The sequence below is a fragment of the Paenibacillus sp. J2R1T-4 genome, assembly GCF_059692235.1.
The window spans coordinates 1-18829 of sequence record NZ_JCAUBA010000035.1 but is presented as its reverse complement, the minus strand read 5'-3'; the positions used below and the strand labels follow the sequence as shown (position 1 = coordinate 18829).

At 49.2% G+C, this 18829-nt stretch carries 16 protein-coding genes and 1 pseudogene; 11 read left to right on the top strand and 6 right to left on the bottom strand.

The window, feature by feature from the left end:
- Positions 1 to 43 precede the first annotated feature (43 nt).
- From AC58QD_RS31825 to AC58QD_RS31815, 3 genes are read left to right on the top strand one after another with little or no spacing between them, the layout of a single operon-like run.
- On the top strand, positions 44 to 814 hold the full coding sequence (locus tag AC58QD_RS31825; RefSeq protein WP_497339076.1) for an ABC transporter ATP-binding protein: 771 nt from the start codon (positions 44 to 46) through the stop codon (positions 812 to 814).
- Positions 789 to 2735: an FtsX-like permease family protein gene (locus tag AC58QD_RS31820; RefSeq protein WP_497339075.1), complete on the top strand. Its 1947-nt coding sequence runs from the start codon at positions 789 to 791 to the stop codon at positions 2733 to 2735. The genes AC58QD_RS31825 and AC58QD_RS31820 overlap by 26 nt, the downstream gene beginning before the upstream one ends.
- A gap of 23 nt (positions 2736 to 2758) precedes the next feature.
- Positions 2759 to 3592 (top strand): undecaprenyl-diphosphate phosphatase, encoded by an 834-nt coding sequence (locus AC58QD_RS31815; protein WP_497339074.1) that lies wholly within the window; start codon positions 2759 to 2761, stop codon positions 3590 to 3592.
- 253 nt (positions 3593 to 3845) lie between these two features.
- Here the strand turns inward: AC58QD_RS31815 and AC58QD_RS31810 are convergent, their stop codons facing one another.
- From AC58QD_RS31810 to AC58QD_RS31795, 4 genes are all read right to left on the bottom strand, one after another.
- A complete protein-coding gene (locus tag AC58QD_RS31810; RefSeq protein ID WP_497339073.1) occupies positions 3846 to 4313 on the bottom strand; it encodes a RidA family protein in 468 nt (155 codons plus the stop codon).
- 31 nt (positions 4314 to 4344) lie between these two features.
- Positions 4345 to 5943, bottom strand: a complete 1599-nt coding sequence (locus tag AC58QD_RS31805) for an N-acyl-D-amino-acid deacylase family protein (protein ID WP_497339099.1) — start codon at positions 5941 to 5943, stop codon at positions 4345 to 4347.
- A gap of 345 nt (positions 5944 to 6288) precedes the next feature.
- A complete protein-coding gene (locus tag AC58QD_RS31800) occupies positions 6289 to 7449 on the bottom strand; it encodes an alanine racemase (RefSeq protein ID WP_497339072.1) in 1161 nt (386 codons plus the stop codon).
- A complete protein-coding gene (locus AC58QD_RS31795) occupies positions 7449 to 8108 on the bottom strand; it encodes a helix-turn-helix transcriptional regulator (protein WP_497339071.1) in 660 nt (219 codons plus the stop codon). Before AC58QD_RS31795 ends, AC58QD_RS31800 begins: the two co-directional genes overlap by 1 nt.
- A gap of 174 nt (positions 8109 to 8282) precedes the next feature.
- Between AC58QD_RS31795 and AC58QD_RS31790 the strand changes: the two genes are divergently transcribed.
- The 8 genes from AC58QD_RS31790 to AC58QD_RS31755 all read left to right on the top strand — a co-directional run bounded on the left by AC58QD_RS31790 (position 8283) and on the right by AC58QD_RS31755 (position 16494).
- Positions 8283 to 10103 (top strand): sensor histidine kinase, encoded by a 1821-nt coding sequence (locus AC58QD_RS31790; RefSeq protein WP_497339070.1) that lies wholly within the window; start codon positions 8283 to 8285, stop codon positions 10101 to 10103.
- Positions 10100 to 11671: an AraC family transcriptional regulator gene (locus AC58QD_RS31785; RefSeq protein WP_497339069.1), complete on the top strand. Its 1572-nt coding sequence runs from the start codon at positions 10100 to 10102 to the stop codon at positions 11669 to 11671. Before AC58QD_RS31790 ends, AC58QD_RS31785 begins: the two co-directional genes overlap by 4 nt.
- Positions 11672 to 11765: 94 nt before the next feature.
- Positions 11766 to 13091, top strand: coding sequence for an extracellular solute-binding protein (locus tag AC58QD_RS31780; RefSeq protein WP_497339068.1), 1326 nt, complete (start codon positions 11766 to 11768; stop codon positions 13089 to 13091).
- Positions 13092 to 13226: 135 nt separating this feature from the next.
- On the top strand, positions 13227 to 14102 hold the full coding sequence (locus AC58QD_RS31775; RefSeq protein WP_497339067.1) for a carbohydrate ABC transporter permease: 876 nt from the start codon (positions 13227 to 13229) through the stop codon (positions 14100 to 14102).
- A gap of 18 nt (positions 14103 to 14120) precedes the next feature.
- Positions 14121 to 14999, top strand: coding sequence for a carbohydrate ABC transporter permease (locus tag AC58QD_RS31770; RefSeq protein WP_497339066.1), 879 nt, complete (start codon positions 14121 to 14123; stop codon positions 14997 to 14999).
- A 130-nt stretch (positions 15000 to 15129) separates the two neighbouring features.
- The gene (locus AC58QD_RS31765; protein WP_497339098.1) at positions 15130 to 15633 is read left to right on the top strand and encodes a ferritin; all 504 of its coding nucleotides are present in this window, start codon (positions 15130 to 15132) and stop codon (positions 15631 to 15633) included.
- 170 nt (positions 15634 to 15803) lie between these two features.
- Complete coding sequence (locus tag AC58QD_RS31760; RefSeq protein ID WP_497339065.1) at positions 15804 to 16031, top strand: DUF1450 domain-containing protein; 228 nt, start codon at positions 15804 to 15806, stop codon at positions 16029 to 16031.
- An 82-nt stretch (positions 16032 to 16113) separates the two neighbouring features.
- The gene (locus AC58QD_RS31755; RefSeq protein ID WP_497339064.1) at positions 16114 to 16494 is read left to right on the top strand and encodes a hypothetical protein; all 381 of its coding nucleotides are present in this window, start codon (positions 16114 to 16116) and stop codon (positions 16492 to 16494) included.
- A gap of 465 nt (positions 16495 to 16959) precedes the next feature.
- On the opposite strand, the pseudogene AC58QD_RS31750 reads toward AC58QD_RS31755, so the two are convergent.
- Positions 16960 to 17121 (bottom strand): annotated as a pseudogene (locus AC58QD_RS31750) (slipin family protein); the annotation flags it as partial.
- A 62-nt stretch (positions 17122 to 17183) separates the two neighbouring features.
- Positions 17184 to 18407: a YecA family protein gene (locus AC58QD_RS31745; RefSeq protein WP_497339063.1), complete on the bottom strand. Its 1224-nt coding sequence runs from the start codon at positions 18405 to 18407 to the stop codon at positions 17184 to 17186.
- Between the last annotated feature and the right edge of the window lie 422 nt (positions 18408 to 18829).

Below are 18829 nucleotides of genomic sequence, written 5' to 3'. Positions count from 1 at the left end.
TTCCTATAATGTAGACATCCAGAACAACAAGGAGTCGTTATTTATGTCTATTTTGCAGGTCAATCAATTATCCAAGGTGTATGCAGGCAAAGTATCTTATAAAGCATTGGACAATGTTCAATTCTCAGTCGAAAAAGGCGAGTTCGTAGGCGTTATGGGTCCTTCAGGCAGCGGTAAAACAACCTTGCTTAATGTGATCGCCACCATAGACGAGCCCACCTCCGGACAAATCACGATTAACGGAAAGAATCCTCATGTGCTGAACAAAAAAGACAAAGCATTATTTCGCCGCCATGAGCTAGGCTTTGTATTCCAGCATTATAATTTGCTAGAGACATTAACGGTGGAAGAGAATATCGTACTGCCATTAACGCTTAGCGGGACACCGGTTAAGGAGATGGAGCGCAGAGCAGTCGAAGTGACAAGGAAGCTTGGCATTGAACACATTCTGCGTAATCGGACGTATGAAATATCCGGAGGCCAGATGCAGCGTACAGCCATTGCCAGAGCCATTATCCATCAGCCCTCGCTCATATTGGCCGATGAACCGACAGGGAATCTGGATTCCAAGGCAGCCAAAGATGTGATGGGCATGTTCGAGACGATCAATGGGCAGGATGGCGTGACCGTCTTCATGGTTACGCATGATGCTGTAGCGGCCAGTTACTGCAATCGGGTTATTTTTATCAAGGACGGCAAGTTCTACAACGAGATTTACAAGGGGAACAGCCGACAAGCTTTTTTCCAGAAAATTCTCGATATGTTGTCGTTGCTCGGAGGTGATCATCATGACCTTTCGACAATTCGCTTATAGGAATGTCGTTCGCAATAAGCGAACCTATGCCGCCTACTTCCTGAGCAGCGCATTCTCTGTTATGATATTCTTCGTTGTGGCACTCTTTATTTTCAACCCGCATTTACAAAAAGGAATTATATTTGCCGTTGCTCTGCAAGCGTTGTTGTCCGCCGAAATCATTATGTACATCTTCTCGTTCTTCTTCGTTCTGTACTCAGTCAGTTCGTTCCTGAAGACGCGAAAGCGGGAATTCGGCATTCTGATCATGCACGGGATGACAAGAGGTCAGTTGAACGGGATGGTTTTTCTCGAGAATATGATTATCGGATTAGGCTCCATTGTTGCAGGGATTGGAGCCGGACTGTTAACGGGCAAGCTGTTCCTGATGATTGGGGCTAACTTTCTAGGTATTGAATCGTTGCCGTTCTATCTGTCTATGAAGGCGTTATTTCTGACGATTGGCGCGTTTGTCCTTTTATTCCTGCTGATCTCAATCTGTACATCATTCTTAGTGCGCACGAACCGGTTAATTGAGCTGTTCCAATCTGGGCTGAAGCCCAAAACCGAACCGAAGGCTTCGATCTTCCTGTCGCTATTCGCAGCCATTCTATTAATCGCCAGCTACTACTTGGCTGTAACGTCTTCCGAGTCTACCGTTCTGCTCCGGATGCTACCGGTTATCGGGATGACGATTGTCGGGACTTATTTCTTTTACACCCAGCTCAGCATCTTCATCATCCGACTCTTGCAGCGCAATCGACTGTTATTCTGGAAAAGAACGAATCTGCTAACCTTCTCCAGTCTGGCTTATCGGATCAAAGACAATGCCCGTATGTTCTTCATGGTTACGATCATTTCGACCGTAGCTTTCTGTGCGGTTGGCTCATTCGCCTCTATGAATTCCTTATCCAGGCATATGATGGCCGATTATCCGGCAGCGATCGGCTATATGGCCAAACACGGCAGTCAGGTAGAGACCGAGCATCTGGATGCGACCAAGGCAGAGTTAGAAGCCAAAGGGATTGCTTATCGGATGATCACGATCCCGATCAAATATGCACCCGTTGCTTCCACTTCACAGAAGAAAGAATTAATGCGTCAGCAATTGCCGATCATGTCGTTCTCTTCCTATAAACAGGCTATTGAGATGGCGGGGTTCCCGTTCCATGAACAGCCTTTGAAGGGCAGCGAGGCGTTAATCATGCTCGCGCAGCTTAGGGATATTAATCTGGTTTCGGCAAGAGAGCTCGCCAGCTACACCTTACAGGAGAACGGACTGCAGGTGGAAGAGATTGGGATGACCGAGCATGTAGCGATGCCGGATTATTTGATAGCTGAGTTCGATGGCATCTTCGGCGGGCTTGTCGTGAGTGACTCGGTGTTCAATCAGGTTAGCGCCCCGGCACGGACCGATCGTTATACCGGTTTCTACGTAGAGAACTTCGAGGATACGTCCGGTATCGCGGAGCCGTTAATTAAGGATGGTGTCTCGCGTTATGAGAAGGAAGGCTCCTCCTATGCTATGGCGGTTAGCGGAACCTTGTACGGGCTGCAAAAGCAGTTATTCAGTATCATGTTGTTCACTGCTCTGTTAGTGGGTACGGTATTCTTTATTGCAGCAGGAAGCTTCCTTTACTTCCGCCTCTATGCCGACCTGGAATACGATCAGCGGATGTACAAGACGATTGCCAGGGTTGGACTGACCGAGCAGGAGTTAAACACAATCGTAACACGTCAGGTCTCCCTGCTATTCTTCGTCCCGATCGGGGTAGCGATTGTGCATAGTGTGTTCGCGTTTGTTGCCCTGCAGAGCTTGTTCTACATCCCTATTGCAGCGCCGCTAGGGGTTGTTCTGATCAGCTTCCTGATCGCACAGACGGTTTACTTCTTCTTCATTCGTCATCGGTACCTGGGGAATTTGAAGAAAGCTTTGATTTGATGATTTGATGGAGGGAAAGACCGATGTTAGAACTATTAAAAGCACTCTTATTAGGACTCGTTGAAGGTATAACCGAATTTGCTCCCGTATCTTCAACCGGTCATATGGTTATTGTGGATGACATGTGGCTCCAGTCGGAGCAGTTTTTGACCAAGTATGTAGCCAATACGTTCAAAGTCGTGATTCAGCTCGGATCCATTCTGGCGGTTGTAATTATATTCTGGAAACGATTCATGGATCTGCTCGGTCTAAGGCGTCGTGGTCAGGAAGCTACTGCAAATGCCAGCACACAGGGTCGTCTGAAGCTGACTCATGTTATCGTAGGGTTAATCCCGGCAGGACTGCTGGGCGTATTCACAGAGGACTACATCGACGAGCACTTATTCTCAACGAAGACCGTGTTAATCGGGTTAGTGCTTGGAGCTATCCTTATGATCCTTGCAGATCTGCTCCGGTCCAAACAACCCAAAGTTCAGACCGTGGACCAAATTACTTATGTACAAGCGTTGTCGATCGGATTAATCCAATGCTTCTCGCTATGGCCCGGCTTCTCTCGTTCAGGCTCCACCATATCCGGCGGTGTCCTGCTAGGTCTCAGTCACCGTGCGGCCGCGGATTTCACCTTCATAATGGCGGTTCCGATTATGTGCGGGGCGAGCCTCATCTCCTTGGTGAAGAACTGGGAGTACTTCACGATGGACGCACTGCCGTTCTTTATTGTTGGATTTATTAGTGCTTTTGTATTTGCGTTAGTGTCCATTCGCTTCTTCCTGAAGCTTATTAATCGGATTAAGCTGATTCCGTTCGCTATTTACCGCATTGTGTTGGCTGTGATTATTTATGTCGTTTACTTTTAATAGAGTGTAAGGGCGATCTTTGCAGAAAAAAACGAGCGAGAGGGCAAAAAGATGGGCTCCAACCGCTGTTGTACTTGAATTCTTTGATTATATTTTTTATGGTGAGTATTCAAGATACAAAGGCGGACGCTGACGCTTTTCCACTCCATCTTTCTGCCCTCTCTCGTTTTACAACCGATCAAATTTATAATTTATAACTAATATAACAACAAAAGAACCGTCCTCAACAGGACGGTTCTTGTTGTATTTAGTCTTAATCGCGAATTTCTGCGATAACCTCAATCTCAACCGGCGTATGGAAAGGCAGATCACTCGTCCCAATCGCGGAGCGTGCATGCTTGCCTGCCTCACCGAATATATCGACGAGCAGGTTGGACGCTCCGTTGATAACTAGAGGATGGTTGGCGAAGCCAGGTGCGCTGTTGACGAAACCAAGCAGCTTGACGATGCTGACAACGCGGTCAAGGTCGCCCAAATATCCTTTCATAACCGCTATACAGTTCAGAATCGTCTGACGAGCGGCTTCTTGACCTTGTTCGATTGTCAAGTCACTTCCGATCTTGCCTTCATAAATTAGCTTGCCATTGTTATCCCGGCAGTCTTGACCGGACAAGTAGATCAGATTACCCGTTCGTGTACATGGAACATAAGTGAACCTCGGTTCCGGGGACGGGGGTAGAATGATCCCCAACTCTTCAAGTCTTTTTTCTATCTGTGCCATTTATAGCACCTCCATGGAATGAATGATTACATTAATGATGATGACAGCAATGCTGGGCGCGAATAAGGATTCCTTCTCTTGCATGGGTATGCTGCTTGTCATGGAGTGTAAGCTTCCCATTCACGATCACATGGGAGATCCCTTCGGGATATTGACGGGGCTCCTCGAAGGAGGCAAGATCCTGGATCGTATTCGGATTGAATACGGTCACATCGGCTATATAACCAGGAACCAGGAGTCCGCGCTTCCCTAACTTGAATCTCTGCACTGGAAAAGACGTCAGCTTGCGAACGGCTTGCTCAAGCGACAATACCTTCTGCTCACGCACATACTTGGCGAATACGCGAGGGAACGTGCCATACAACCGCGGATGCGGCTTTCCAGTCTCACAAGTGAGACTATCTGAGGCGATCAGCGACTTCTCATACCCGATGACCTGCTTCACGTCCTCATCAGACATATGAAAGAAGATGATAGAGATTCGCCCTTCCTCCTCCAGCAGTAAATCTAACATGCAATCAACGGGATGCTGGCCACGAGCTTCGCTGATCTCCGCGAGATGCTTGCCTTCCAACCCCAGATTAGCTTCCGAGTTCACCGCCGATATATACACAGCGTCCCAACCCGTCGAGCAAACGAGATTATCCCAATCCTGCTGCTCTTGTCCAAGCTCCTCGCGTATTCTGGCGCGCAACTGCGGATCCTTGAACACCTCCAGCGCTCCTTCGATCCCGCCTTCCAGCACCCACGGCGGTAAGATCGTCGTCAAGGTCGTGGACCCCGCGTTATACGGATATACATCGCATGTAATATCCATCCCGCGGGCTCTGCCATCCTCGATCAATTCCAAGGCGTTCAGAACTTGGCCCCAATTGCGTTTTCCCGCCGCTTTCAAGTGGCTAACATGCAGCGATACGCCTGCTTTCTCGGCGATCCAGATCACTTCGCGAACAGAAGGGAGCAAGTTATTGCCTTCGCCTCGAATGTGGGTGGAGAACAGGCCATTGTACTTCGGAAGAACGGAGCACAATTCAGCTATTTCTTCTCTGGACGTATAGCTGCCTGGCGCGTACAATAACCCGATGGACAAGCCTATAGCTCCGGCTTTCATCCCTTCCTCGAGCAGCTGTTTCATCTGCTCCAGCTCGGCTGACGTGGCCGGTCTATTGGCGAAGCCCATCACAGAGATGCGAAGCGCCCCGTGAGCAACGTAAGTAGCGAGATTCTCAGACGGACTGGACCGGGCAACCGTGTCCATGTATTGTTCCACGGATTCCCATGGCCATTCCCACTGCGTCTTCCCTAGTACGGGCTGAACGTAGCTTTGCAGCAGTTCTCCCTTGCTTCGGACATAAGGCGCTGGAGCAAGTCCGCAGTTACCGACGACTTCGGTCGTAACCCCTTGCTGCATCTTGATTTCGCTGAGCGGATGGTCAAGAATCATCAAGTCCGAGTGACAATGTCCATCGATGAAGCCAGGCGAGATGACTTGGCCCTGTACATCAATTACATGATGAGCTTCCACATCGATTCGGCCGACTGCTGCAATAAGCCCATCTTTAATCCCGACATCCCCGAACAACCACGGATTTCCCGTACCATCCACTACTCTTCCATTCTTCAGGATCATATCCAGCACCGTATCCAAAGCCTCCTAACATAATGACAGTTGAAAAATAAGGCAGGTTTTCCGCGTTACAACCAACCTTCGCGTCACGCTCCCGCCTATAAGGCGGGTTTTCCGCGCTACAGCTGACCTTCGCGTCACGCTCTCGCCTGTAAGGCGGGTTTTCCGCGCTACAGCCAATGTTCGCGTCACGCTCCCGCCTCTAAGGCGGGTTTTCCGCGCTACAGCCAACCTTCGCTTCCCGCTCCCGCCTCTAAGATCGGGTTTTCCGCGCTACAGCCAACCTTTGCGTCACGCTCCCGCCTGTAAGGCGGGTTTTCCGCGCTACAGCTGACTTCGACCAGCCTGCTACTCCAGCTTTCCTCGTCCGAGCACAATTGTGCGCTCAAGCGAGCCATCTGGCGCCTGCAGCACAACAGAGTTGTGCAGATTAATGGTGCTGCAGATGTGATTCGGGATGATCGACAAGCGATCCCCCACCTTCAAATCTGCCGCCTGCGCCGCAGGACCGAGCTTCAGCATGCCGTGCTCCTCAGACATCCGCTCGAACACGGCATCCTCGAGCCCGACAACATGGCCGAAGCCGACTAGCTGAAGCGGAGCTATATTCGGCTGCACATCAGTGGCGAAGGTTTTGCTGCCGCCATCGATAATCGCCAGATCAGGCGTTGGTCGGCTAACGACTGTAACCACGACCGAACCGGCGCACTCGTCGAGCTTACACACGCCTAACTTAGTCTGCATCCAGTCGTGGAACACATATGTGCCTGGCCGAATCTCGGTTACACCCTTCACCGCGGCAGCATAAGCGGATGTAGGCGTCGAGCCGACGCTCACGTCCTCGATGGCGATGCCGTCGGCGCGAAGCCGCTCAGCCAGATCCACCATCAGCTTCCCTTCTTCCAAGCCAGCCGCTTCCAGATCAAGCGTCGATTTGCCTTGCAGCATCGCACCTCTGAACGTGTAAATCCCGGTCAGCCGCAGATGCTGCAACGCCTTAATGCGACGAGCTAACTCGAGCGCATTCTCATACACGACACCGGTTCTGCGCAGCCCTGTGTCGATCTCCAGCCTGACCTGCAGCACATGATTATGTTTAGCTGCCGTATCATTCAGTCGGGTTGCGCCCTCGAAGCTGTCCACACCTAAGATTAGTTCGATCCGTTCACTCAGACGGATAGCTCTCTCAATCTTGCTAACACTAATTAAGGGATAAGCAATAAAAATATTGGAGATGCCATGCTCAGTCATCACTTCAGCTTCCGAAACTTTCGCCACCGTAATACCGGATGACCCTGCCTGCAATTGCAAATGTGCAATACGAGGCATTTTATGAGTCTTCGTGTGGGGGCGCAGCTTCACCTGATGATCGCGAGCGACACTAGCCATTCGCTCAATATTACGCTCCATTTTGCTCGAATCAATCATTATACAAGGAGTCTCGACGGTTTGTACTAATTGGTTCTGCTGCTCAACCTGGTTATGCTCGTTTTTATCCGATAGGCTCATTATTCCGCACGACTCCTTTCTTCCGAGGATTTAATCTCTTCCAGATAGCTGTACAACGTATATTTGGAGATGTTCAGGTACTGGCATATTTTCTCTCCGCCTTTTTTCACCAACAAGGCGCCCTTCCGATCGAGCAGTTGAATCATACGCATCTTGTCTTCCTTCTGCATGACGGCAACCGGTTTCCCTACATGCTCCTGCGCCTCCTGAATCAAAGCATCCAGCAGATCGCTAACGTTGCTGACGAACGATTCTTTGACTTCGGCGGTTTGTCCATCTCGGATGAGAGACTGCAGAGTCTTCTCAGCCATTAACAGCTCCGTAATATCGTAGTTGATACATAACGAACCAATCGGTTCACCCTTGCTGTTCTTCATATAAAACGAGCTTGAGCGAAGCATTCGGCCTTCCTTGGTTTGGGTCACATAATTGAATTTATTGCCATTCACCTGTGTCCCGCGCAATAGCTCCAGACCGAGGTTCGTCCCTGGATCACCGACCTTGCGGCCCGTAATATGCCCATTCTCAATCGCCACAATCGTGCTTTCGTAAGGTCGATTCAGATCGTGAAGCACAACCTCGCAGTTGGAGCCGAACTGAGCGGCAAGCCCTTTGACCAAGTCACGCAGAAATTCCGATTCATCTTTTACTGACTCCATAGCTGCCCACCTCTCTGCCAAAAGTACTACATGACAAAAAGTCTAACACATACGAATTGACTTTCAAACTAAAAGTTTGTTAGCCAGAAAAAAAGTTTGATTACTGAAATACCTATGTTACTATATGTTCAAAATATGCATGGCTATTTATTCGCCTATTAAGGAGTTTTCAACATGAGACGCTGGCTAGGCAAATCCTTAAAGCGCAAATTAACCTTGTTTCTGCTGTTCGTGCTGCTTCTGCCGCTTTTGGGAACAGGAGTGATTTCCTATCAGATCGCAACATCAGTCACCGAGGAGAAAGCGAAGCAAGCAGGGATGAACACGCTGAAGCAGATTAAGGACAAGCTTGCATTCGTTATTCAGGATGTCGAGAATATGTCGATTTTCCTCATCGGGGAGAAAGATATTCAGCTCTATCTCAGCAATGACGTGGAGGATGTCGCGCGATATTCCTTAATTATCGGTACTTTGACGAACCTGGCCTTTTCTAAAAAATACATTTCCAACATCACGATCACCCCCAAGAACGGCAACCCGGGGCTATCGAACTCCACTATTCTGGAATCCGGTCTGCTCCCCCTTCTCGAACAAAATGAGGACGTGTACCGCAGCAAGCCAAGATGGTGGTCTTCCCTCTACGAGAATAAGACGACTGAAGGAGTGAAGCGTGTGATATCGCTTGTTCGACCCGTGCGTAATTTCTATACGTTCCAAGAGAATGGCAGACTCTCGATTAGTTTGGATCAGACAGAAATGGAACATTTTATTAAAGAAGCGGGATGGGAACCAAGCGGTCATGTGCTTCTTCTCGACAAAAACAACCAGATCATATCGAGCAGCGGCAATCCGAATTGGATAAGTCATTCGCTGCGGGAGTATTATCCTCAGATTGGAGCTATGGACGGAGATAACGGCATCTTGAGTTACGGTCGCGGGAATGATCAGGAGACTATTCTTTACAATACGATCCCTGGCCTCGATTGGAAGCTCGTCGGTTTCATTCCTACCCGGGTATATACCGCACAGAATACGTATGTTCTAACCGTAACGGCTTTTGCAACAGGAATTGCACTGGTGTTGGCGATCGGACTAATGCTGTATTTTCTGCAATGGGTGACCCGCCCGCTAACGAAGCTCACGCAATACTTGAAGGACCTGAATCCGGACGACAAGATTCCGACCTATGAGGTAAGGAGCTCCGACGAGGTAGGGCTGCTCGTTCATAGCTACAATAAGCTCAGTGATCGAATTGGGAGACTCAAGAATCAAGTTCAGCTGAATGAGGCTAAGAAAAAGGAAGCCGACATTCAAGCCCTGCAGGCGCAGATTAACCCGCATTTTCTATACAATACGTTGTCTTCTATCCATTGGATGGCTCTCATGAACAAGGATAAGCAGATTGCGGAGATGGTCGGGGCGCTCAGTGATTTTTTGCGCTTCAGCTTGAACAAAGGCGAGGAATATTGCTCCGTGCAGCAGGAAATTGCCCACGTGCAGAACTATGTGCATATCCAGTCCATCCGTTTCCCTGATCAGTTCGAGATCGAGTTCTTCATCGATCCGGCCATGCTGCAGACGCCCATGCTGAAGCTGCTGCTTCAACCGCTAATTGAGAACAGCCTGATTCACGGCATTCAGCGAAAAAAGGAAAAGGGCAACGTCTACGTCCACGGAGAACAATTCGAGAACTCGATGAGATTCGTCGTAGAAGATACAGGAGTTGGTATTGAAGAAGGAAAGCTTACGGAAATACGCCGATTGTTAACTTCCGCTTCTGCCGCCTATGCAGACTCGCAACAGCAGCAAGTGAAAAGCATGAGCAGCGATTACGCCAAACCGGCGGGCACCAGCAGCTATGGGCTGTTGAACGTTCATCAACGGCTCCAACTCCACTATGGACCAGAATCGGGCTTATCGATTGACAGCGAAGCCGGTGTTGGCACCCGCATATCATTCAACATTCCGCTAGAGGTTGGGGAGAAACCAATATGAAGATAATGATCGTAGACGACGAAGTGATTATTCGCAACGGGCTATGTACCGTCATTGACTGGAAGGAGCTTGGGTTAGAGCTGCTCCCTCCTGCTTCCTCCGCTGAGGAAGCACTTGAGCGTATACCGACGGAACGGCCTCATATTGTGCTAACAGATATCCGCATGTCCGGTAAAACCGGTATAGAACTGGCTAGAGAAGTGAATGAGATGTTCCCCGAAACGGAGATCCTCATTCTTACTGGTTACGATGACTTCGCTTATGCGCAGCAGGCGCTTCGCGAAGGGGTAACGGACTATCTGCTTAAGACCAGCCGTCCGGAAGAAATTATTAAGGCCGCCATGAAAGCAAAGCAGAACATAATGGAGAAATGGGAGCTGTCGGCTCAAGACAACCTCAAGCAAGCTGCATTGCGCAAACAACTGTTGGAGCGGCTGTTAACGACCGGCCTGGGTGAAGATCCACATGCGCTGGAACAAATCCGGCAATGGTTCCGCAAGCATGATGTCGACAAAGGGGACGCTGAGCTGGTTCCTATGCAAGTAATGCTACTGTCGGCTGCCGGCTGGGGCGAGAAGCCTTTCGTGGAATTGCTGCAGGGCGCGGCTGAGAATATATTGACCGAGTTATTGCCTAGTATTTCCGTGCTCAGCAAAGATCGTGTACTTCTCGTGATGCGTCATGAAGAGGGATTAACCGACCGCAATGGACTGCTTCAAACGCTAAAACGTGTAGAGAGAACGCTCAAATGCACCGTGTACGCAGCACTTGGACGCATGGTCACCCGCTATGAAAACTTACAATTGTCTTATCAAGAAGCGCAAGCCGTGTATTCGTACAAAGGTCTTATCGAATCGGAAGGTTTATTCACCATTAACGATATTAAAGAACGCAGCGGCGGACGCACGGTGTGCACCGAGAAAGAAGAATCCGAATTAGCCGCGATACTAATGAGCAATAATGCTACCGATCTCAGGCACTGGGTGAACCAGACCGTGCGAGCCCAAATCGAAGATCCAGCAGCTATTCCTGCGACTCTGCAAGGGTTCCTTCATTCCATCGTCATCTCCGGGTATCGTTGGATCGAACGCCACGCATCCGCACAAAATAATCCTGCCCTTGGGATAACGGCGCCCGTTGAAAGGAGCTTTGAGCTTGAAGGCCGTCCGGAGGATGAAGTATTCAAGCTGCTGTCTGCTGTCATGTCCGCTTACCATCATACGATCAGCCAGAGCCGTTTCTCCTATATCCATAAGGCGATCGCCTACATCAAAGACAATCTCGATCAAAATTTGTCTTTACTGCAGGTGGCCAAGTTCGTGCACTTGAATCCCAACCATTTCAGCGAGGTGTTCAAACGTGAAACGGGCTGTACCTATCTCGAGTTCGTCACTCAGGAGCGGATGCGTAAAGCTGTGGAAATACTGGCCAGCACAGAGAGCAAAGTCGGTGATGTGGCTAGACGTGTCGGGTATGAGGACATCAAGTATTTCACCCAGCAATTCAAGAAACATACGGGGCAAACTCCTTCTGAATATCGTGCGTCCATCCGAAATACTGAAGAATGACCCCCCTTGCTCCGAAGTCTCTCCCGTTACTCATCCGGGAGCTGTCCCCTATACTTAAGAGGTAAACATCAGACATTAGGAGGTCAAGAGCCTTATGAAAAAGACATTGACGATTGCATTAGTGATGGTGCTTCTGTTAACCATCATCGGGTGTGCAACGAAAGAATCTACCGATCCTTCACAAGGCGGAAGCGCAGCCAAGCCTGGTGACAAAGTAAAGCTGTCTCTCTGGCATAACTATACAGGCGATGATATGCGCGCGAAGATTATGAGAGAGACACTCGATACATTCAAGAAAGACAATCCGAACATAGAGTTAGACATTCAAGCGATTCCTCCGGACGGCTACAAAGCGCGCTTGAAAACGGTAGCCGCAGCGAACGAGATGCCTGATCTATTCGTAATGTGGCCGGGGGTTATGACCAAAGAATTCGTTGGCGGCGATCTTCTGCAGCCCATCAATGACCTGCTCGACAGCAAGCCGGAGTGGAAGAACGGATTCATGCCGAACTCATTCAGCGAATTTACGATCGACGGTAAAGTATACAGTGCTCCAATGGCGCTTTCCCCAACATCCTTGCTTTTCTACAACAAAACCTTGTTCGACAAATACAACGTCCAGCCGCCCAAAACTTGGGCAGAGCTTATGACTTTGGTTGAAACGTTCAAGAAAGAAAAAATTACTCCCATTGCACTTGGCAATAAAGCGGCATGGGTAGCACAATCCAGTATTCTTAGCTCCTTGGGTGACCGTGTAACAGGTACAGACTGGTTCCTCAAAGCAGCTGCAGGCGAAGGCGCGAAATTCACCGATCCCGAATTCGTGCAAGCTCTGACTTATTTGCAACAGCTTAGTAAGGCGGGCGCGTTCCAGGACGGATTCAACAGCATCGATAACACCCAGATGGAGCAAATGTTCGCCCAAGGAAAAGCAGCTATGATGATCGACGGAGGCTGGGCACTTACGAACCTTGCAGCCAATGCAAGCAAAGAAGCATTAGACGGTATGCGTGTAACGGTACTTCCTTCCGTGCCTAATGGTAAAGGCGATCCGAACTCTTTGTCCGGCGTAGTCGGAACTGGACTTGGTCTCAGCAAGAAGGTTGAAGGTGCTCGCAAAGAAGCTGCTCATAAGCTGATCTACGCACTTGCAAGTCCCGAAACTCAGAAGAAGACACTTGAAGGAAACCAATTGGTAAGCTATAAAGTAGAGCTCGATCCTACCAAAGTAACATCCATCTTCGCAGAGGTCTATAAATTGCTCGGTACTGTAAAAACAACACCGGTATATGACGGCAAGCTTAGCTCAGCCGTTGCCGATGTGGTCAACAATGGCTTGCAGGAGCTGCTGATGGGCGGCAAACCGGAAGACATTGCCAAGAAAATTCAGGATGCTAACGCCAAGGCACTTGGCAAATAATGAAGCATAACCATCCGATTCCAGTCATCTACTCGGGCTGGAATCGGCTTTTTATAATCTCATTTTTCGAGAAGCTCAAGTTTTAAGCTTATGCTTTCGAATTACTTTTCTACGAAAAGTTTTAGGAGGGTCCCCATGACAACTTCGGCGCGAATTAGAGGGTTTATTGTAATCGGTCTTCTCCCGGCCCTTTTGTTGTATTTGTTTTTCGTGATTGTGCCGATCTTCTGGTCCGCTTATTACGGTTTCTTCGATTGGAAAGGCATTGGCACCGCTAAGTTTATCGGATTAGACAACTATAAGGAAGTCATTCAAGATCCTATCTTCTGGCTTTCTTTTAAAAACAATATGCTGGTCGTTGCCGCCTCGGTATTCGGTCAAGTGCCAATCGCAATGATTCTGGCGCTCTTGTTAACACGCAGTACCTTGTTCCAACGAGCAATCCGCGCCTCCGTCTTTATGCCGATGGTGCTCTCCTCCGTGGTAGTCGGGATCATCTGGGGATATATTTATCACCCCCAAATCGGGATACTGAACTTCATTCTCGATGCTGCAGGGCTGGATATGTTGAAGAAAGCCTGGTTATCGGAGCCGAGTGTATCCATGTACGCGCTCATGGTGCCGATTATATGGAACTATATCGGACCTTACATGATTATATTTATAGCAGCCCTTCAGAACATCTCTCCTGAGATTAATGATGCTGCTCAGATTGATGGAGTCGGGCCCGCACGCAAGCTGTTCACCATCACCTTGCCTATGATCTGGGATACGATCAAAGTCGTTATCGTTCTCTGTATATCAGGCAGCTTGAAGGCATTCGACCTGATCTACGTAATGACTGGGGGAGGACCTGCTCATACGACGGAGCTCCTCGCTTCCTATATGTACAACAGTACGTTCAATGTATACCGGTTCGGGTTCGGCAGCGCTATCTCCACCGCAATCATTATCCTAAGCTTACTTCTGATCGCAGGCAGCCAATATTTAATGAAACGGGATTATCGTTAGAGGAAGGAGAATCTACACATGGGACAAACGTTATCTAAGAACAGACGCGCTGCATCTCTGGGAAGCCCTAATCCGAAGCTAACTTGGAAACAAAGCATTATCAATATTGTTCTTGCGCTTTACGCTATCGTTACGCTGTATCCGTTGTTCTGGTTATTCACCAGTGCGTTCAAGACGAACGAAGAGTTCGACTCCCGTCCCTTCTACCTGCCCAAAGTGTGGCAATGGGACAATCTTGTTCGAGCCTGGGATGTCTCCGCAATGGGTACTTCACTCATCAACTCGACGATCGTAACGGTACTTTCCTTAATCTTTACGCTTACACTTGGTGCCTTGGCCGCCTATGTGCTAGCCCGCTTTACCTTCCGTCTTAAAGCTTTTTTCATGGGATTATTCCTACTCGGAATGTTGATCCCCATTCACAGTACGCTCGTCCCTTTATTCATTATGATGAAAAAGATTGGGCTGCTGGATACTTATTGGGCACTCGTTCTCCCATATACGGCATTCGAGCTCCCTCTTGCTATCTTCGTTACCGCAGCATATTTAACAGCCATTCCTAAGGAAATCGAAGAAGCGGCTCTGATCGACGGCACCGGATACTGGGGAATCTTCTTCCGTATGATGCTTCCGCTAAGCTTACCCGCGCTTTCCACAGTCGCGATTCTTGGGTTCCTGCGATTCTGGAATGATTTTGCCTTCTCGCTCATTTTTATTAGCAAGCCAGCTCTGAAGACAGTCCCGCTAAGTTTGTCGGTGTTCGCAACAGGGTATTCTACGGACTATAAGCTGACGATGGCCGCTATGACCATTGCAGTTATCCCTACCATTGTCGTGTTCCTGATGTTCCAAGAGCAGATTATGAAGGGCATGACAGCGGGGGCTGTTAAAGGGTAAATAGATCCACCATCCATTATTTAATGAGCTAAAGCAATTATTCGACTCACTCTGGGGTACAATGTTATACTGATAGCAGGTGTAAAACAGAGAATGTGTTAATAATGAAGATGGGATGGTGCGGCCTATGATGAATCAATCTTTAAGTGATGCTCTTAACGATCAAATGAACTTCGAATTCTACTCCGCTCATGTGTATCTGGCCATTGCCGGTTATTGTTCTGGAGAGAGTCTAGATGGCTTTGCCAATTTCTTTATCGTGCAAGCTGAGGAAGAACGTTTCCACGCCATGAAAATTTACAAATATTTGAACGACCGCGGGAAAAGAGTCAATCTGGTTGGCATGGATACTCCGCAGAACACCTACGAGTCGATTCTGGATGCATTCAAGCATGCTTTCCAGCACGAGGAGATTGTGACCAAACGGATTTATCATCTATCCGACTTAGCGATGAATGACCGTGAGCATGCTACGATTCAGTTCCTGAAATGGTTCATCGACGAGCAGGTGGAAGAGGAAGCCATGTTCGATACGATCATCAACAAGCTGAAGCGAATCGAAAGCGATAGCAACGCATTCTTCATGATGGACGCTGAGTTCGCTCAGCGCACCTTCACTCCGCCGACATTGTAGTCGACAAATACCCTTTCCGAGTTTTCGGAGGGGTATTTTTATTACGTCATCGACATAAGATAAAGGCGTCTAAAATAATTATTGTCAAGAGAACCCTTGACACTGATAATGAGAACTATTATCATCAAGGTGACAGCGCAAAAACCACTTCGAAAAGAGGTCAGGTTCGGATGCCCAAGATCAAGTATTGCTGCCGCAACTTCAAACACGGCTCTCAGGACATTTACAAATCGATTAAGAACGAATTTCCTGAGATTAAACAGAAGAAGAAAGATTGCTTGGGCAATTGCAAGATGTGTTCCAAGCAATGCTTCGTCATGGTCGGTAAGAAGAAAAAGGTTCTGTGCGCAATGACTGCCGATGAATTATATAAAGAACTGAAGCAGCTGATCGGCTGAGACCGCCTCGTGTGTCATTCGAGTGGACATAAACAAATTTATATGGAAGCTGAGCAGCTAATCCCTCGGGATGTAGCTTTTTTTGTTATTGCGCTTTAGCGCCAGACCGGGCGTCGCTGCGCGGGCTGTAAAGCGGATTATCCGCTTTAGCGCTAGGCCGGGCGTCGCTGCGCGGGCTATAAAGCGGATTTTCCGCTTTAGCGCTTGGCCAGGCGCCGCTGCGCGAGCTGTAAAGCGGATATTCCGCTTTAGCGCTTGGCCAGGCGCCGCTGCGCGAGCTGTAAAGCGGATATTCCGCTTTAGCGCTTGGCCAGGCGACGCTGCGCGGGCTGTAAAGCGGATTTTCCGCTTTAGCGCTTGGCCAGGCGACGCTGCGCGAGCTGTAAAGCGGATTTTCCGCTTTAGCGCTTGGCCGGGCGCCGCTGTGCGGGCTGTAAAGCGGATTTTCCGCTTTAGCGCTTGACCAGGCGTCGCTGTGCGGGCTGTAAAGCGGATTTTCCGCTTTAGCGCTTGGCCAGGCGCCGCTGCTCGAGCTGTAAAGCGGATTTTCCGCTTTAGCGCTTGGCCGGGCGCCGCTGCGCGGGCTGTAAAGCGGATTTTCCGCTTTAGCGCTTGACCAGGCGTCGCTGCGCGGGCTGTAAAGCGGATTTTCCGCTTTAGCGCTTGGCCGGGCGCCGCTGCGCGGGCTGTAAAGCGGATTTTCCGCTTTAGCGCTTGGCCGGGCGTCGCTGCGCGAGCTGTAAAGCGGATTTTCCGCTTTAGCGCTTGGCCGGGCGTCGCTGCACGGGCTGTAAAGCGGGTATTCCGCTTTAGCGCGAAGTCAGGCGCCGCTGCGCGGGCTGTAAAGCGGATTTTCCGCTTTAGCGCTAGGCCGGGCGTCGCTGTGCGAGCTGTAAAGCGGATTTTCCGCTTTAGCGCTTGGCCGGGCTCACACCCTTCCCTCCCCCTTTTCCCCCAACAAGGAATTCAGCTTTTCAAGCAAGTTCCCGCCGCCTGTGAGCGAGATTGTGCCTATTTTCTCACAGATCTTCTCCAGAAACTCAAGCTCCTTCAAACGATACAGCGTTTGATTCTCATCCATTAGCTTAGCGAGTCAGCCGGAAAGGCTCTGGGACGGTATGGAGAGTAAACTGTTCCAGAGCCCCCGATTGTTTATCCACAACATTTCTTGAACTTCTTTCCGCTGCCGCAAGGACATGGATCGTTCCGCCCGACTTTTTGGCGAGTAGCAAAATCAATAACCTCTCCTGTGGACGCTGGCGAAGGAACCGGCTTTGCAGGAGGACGGCCTGTGACTCGATTCGCCGACATTCCAGTAGGCGTGTGTCCTTTGAGAAACCATTGTCGGGTGTGGTTATAAAGCTCCTCGATATGTTTCATGAAGCCCATAATCTCGGGCATTTCCTCTATTTGAAATACATTTTGAAGATAGCCTAAAATATCGCCCGGAGTCTCGCCGTTATAGATCGCATATGCACACTCTTCGACTTGACTGTCGGCCATATCCTGAGATAAGTCGTAATGCTTCCTAATATATTGGACAAAAGCTCGATAACTCGGATTCCGATCCATGTATCCAGGTTCGCCTGCTTGCAGCAATTCAGCCTTCGTGAAGGGATAGTATGGGACTGTGGGTCTAAGTGCGTGTTCTTCCTTCACCCTCTCCGAATCAAACACTCTGCTATTGGAGAATCCATGACTATCATGCTTAATCTCGTTATAGAAGGTCAGCGATTCAAACAGAATATCTATATATTCACGCAAACCAATCGTCTTTTCCATGTACTGCTGAAGAAAATGATCCAGCTGATCCAAGCTCAATGTTCCGTAGTGAAATAGCAGGCCTTGTGTGAGCTTAATAGCCTCCGAATTTCTTCGTACCAATTCACGATAAGCGGCACTGTTGTGCGATTTAAACACTTCGATCACTTTCTGATGCATGATCAGGGTCTGCTTTCCTTTATAACGTACTGGGAACATCAGACCCCTGTCCCTGAAGTAATCGATTTGATTGGATTCCAATGCTTGTTCGGCTTGGCCTCCACGATCTGCTACTCTTCTTAGAATCTGATATCGAGTATCATCCAATAGATCCAGGATTCGTGGCAAGGCTTCAGGGATAAGTTGCTCCAAAGCAACGATTAGCTCCTGTTTATTCAGCGTGCTAACTCCTCGAATATCCAGCTTAAGTCGGATCGTGTGCAGATCGTCTTTGGTCAAATTGGCAAGGCTGCCCGTGGAAGTCACTGGGAGCTGTTCCACCTCGGGCCAACGCTTCTCCTCTTCTCTCTCCTCCATTTTTCTCCTCGCATCTTTAGCTGTACTTAGTGCAGTTAATAGCATTTTTTGATTTGGATCGTTCAAATGTTTATCCATAGCTCCTCCTGTTAAACTAGTTACTATATTAAACTTTTACCACCTATAGGAACATTGATACCGCCTTAGCGCTAGGTCGGGCTCCGCTGCGCGGGCTGTAAAGCGGATTTTCCGCTTTAGCGCTAAGTCGGGCTCCGCTGCGCGAGCTCTAAAGCGGATTTTCCGCTTTAGCGCGAGGCCAGGCGCCGCTGCGTGAGCTGTAAAGCGGATTTTCCGCTTTAGCGCTTGGCCAGGCGCCGCTACGCGGGCTGTAAAGCGGATTTTCCGCTTTAGCGCTTGGCCAGGCGCCGCTGCACGGGCTCTAAAGCGGATTTTGCACCTAGAATAAAAAGTGGACACCCATAACTCGGTAAACAGATAATGAATATACCAAAACCGAGAGGTGTTAACGATGGGCGACAAGAGACAAAGGTATAATGAGA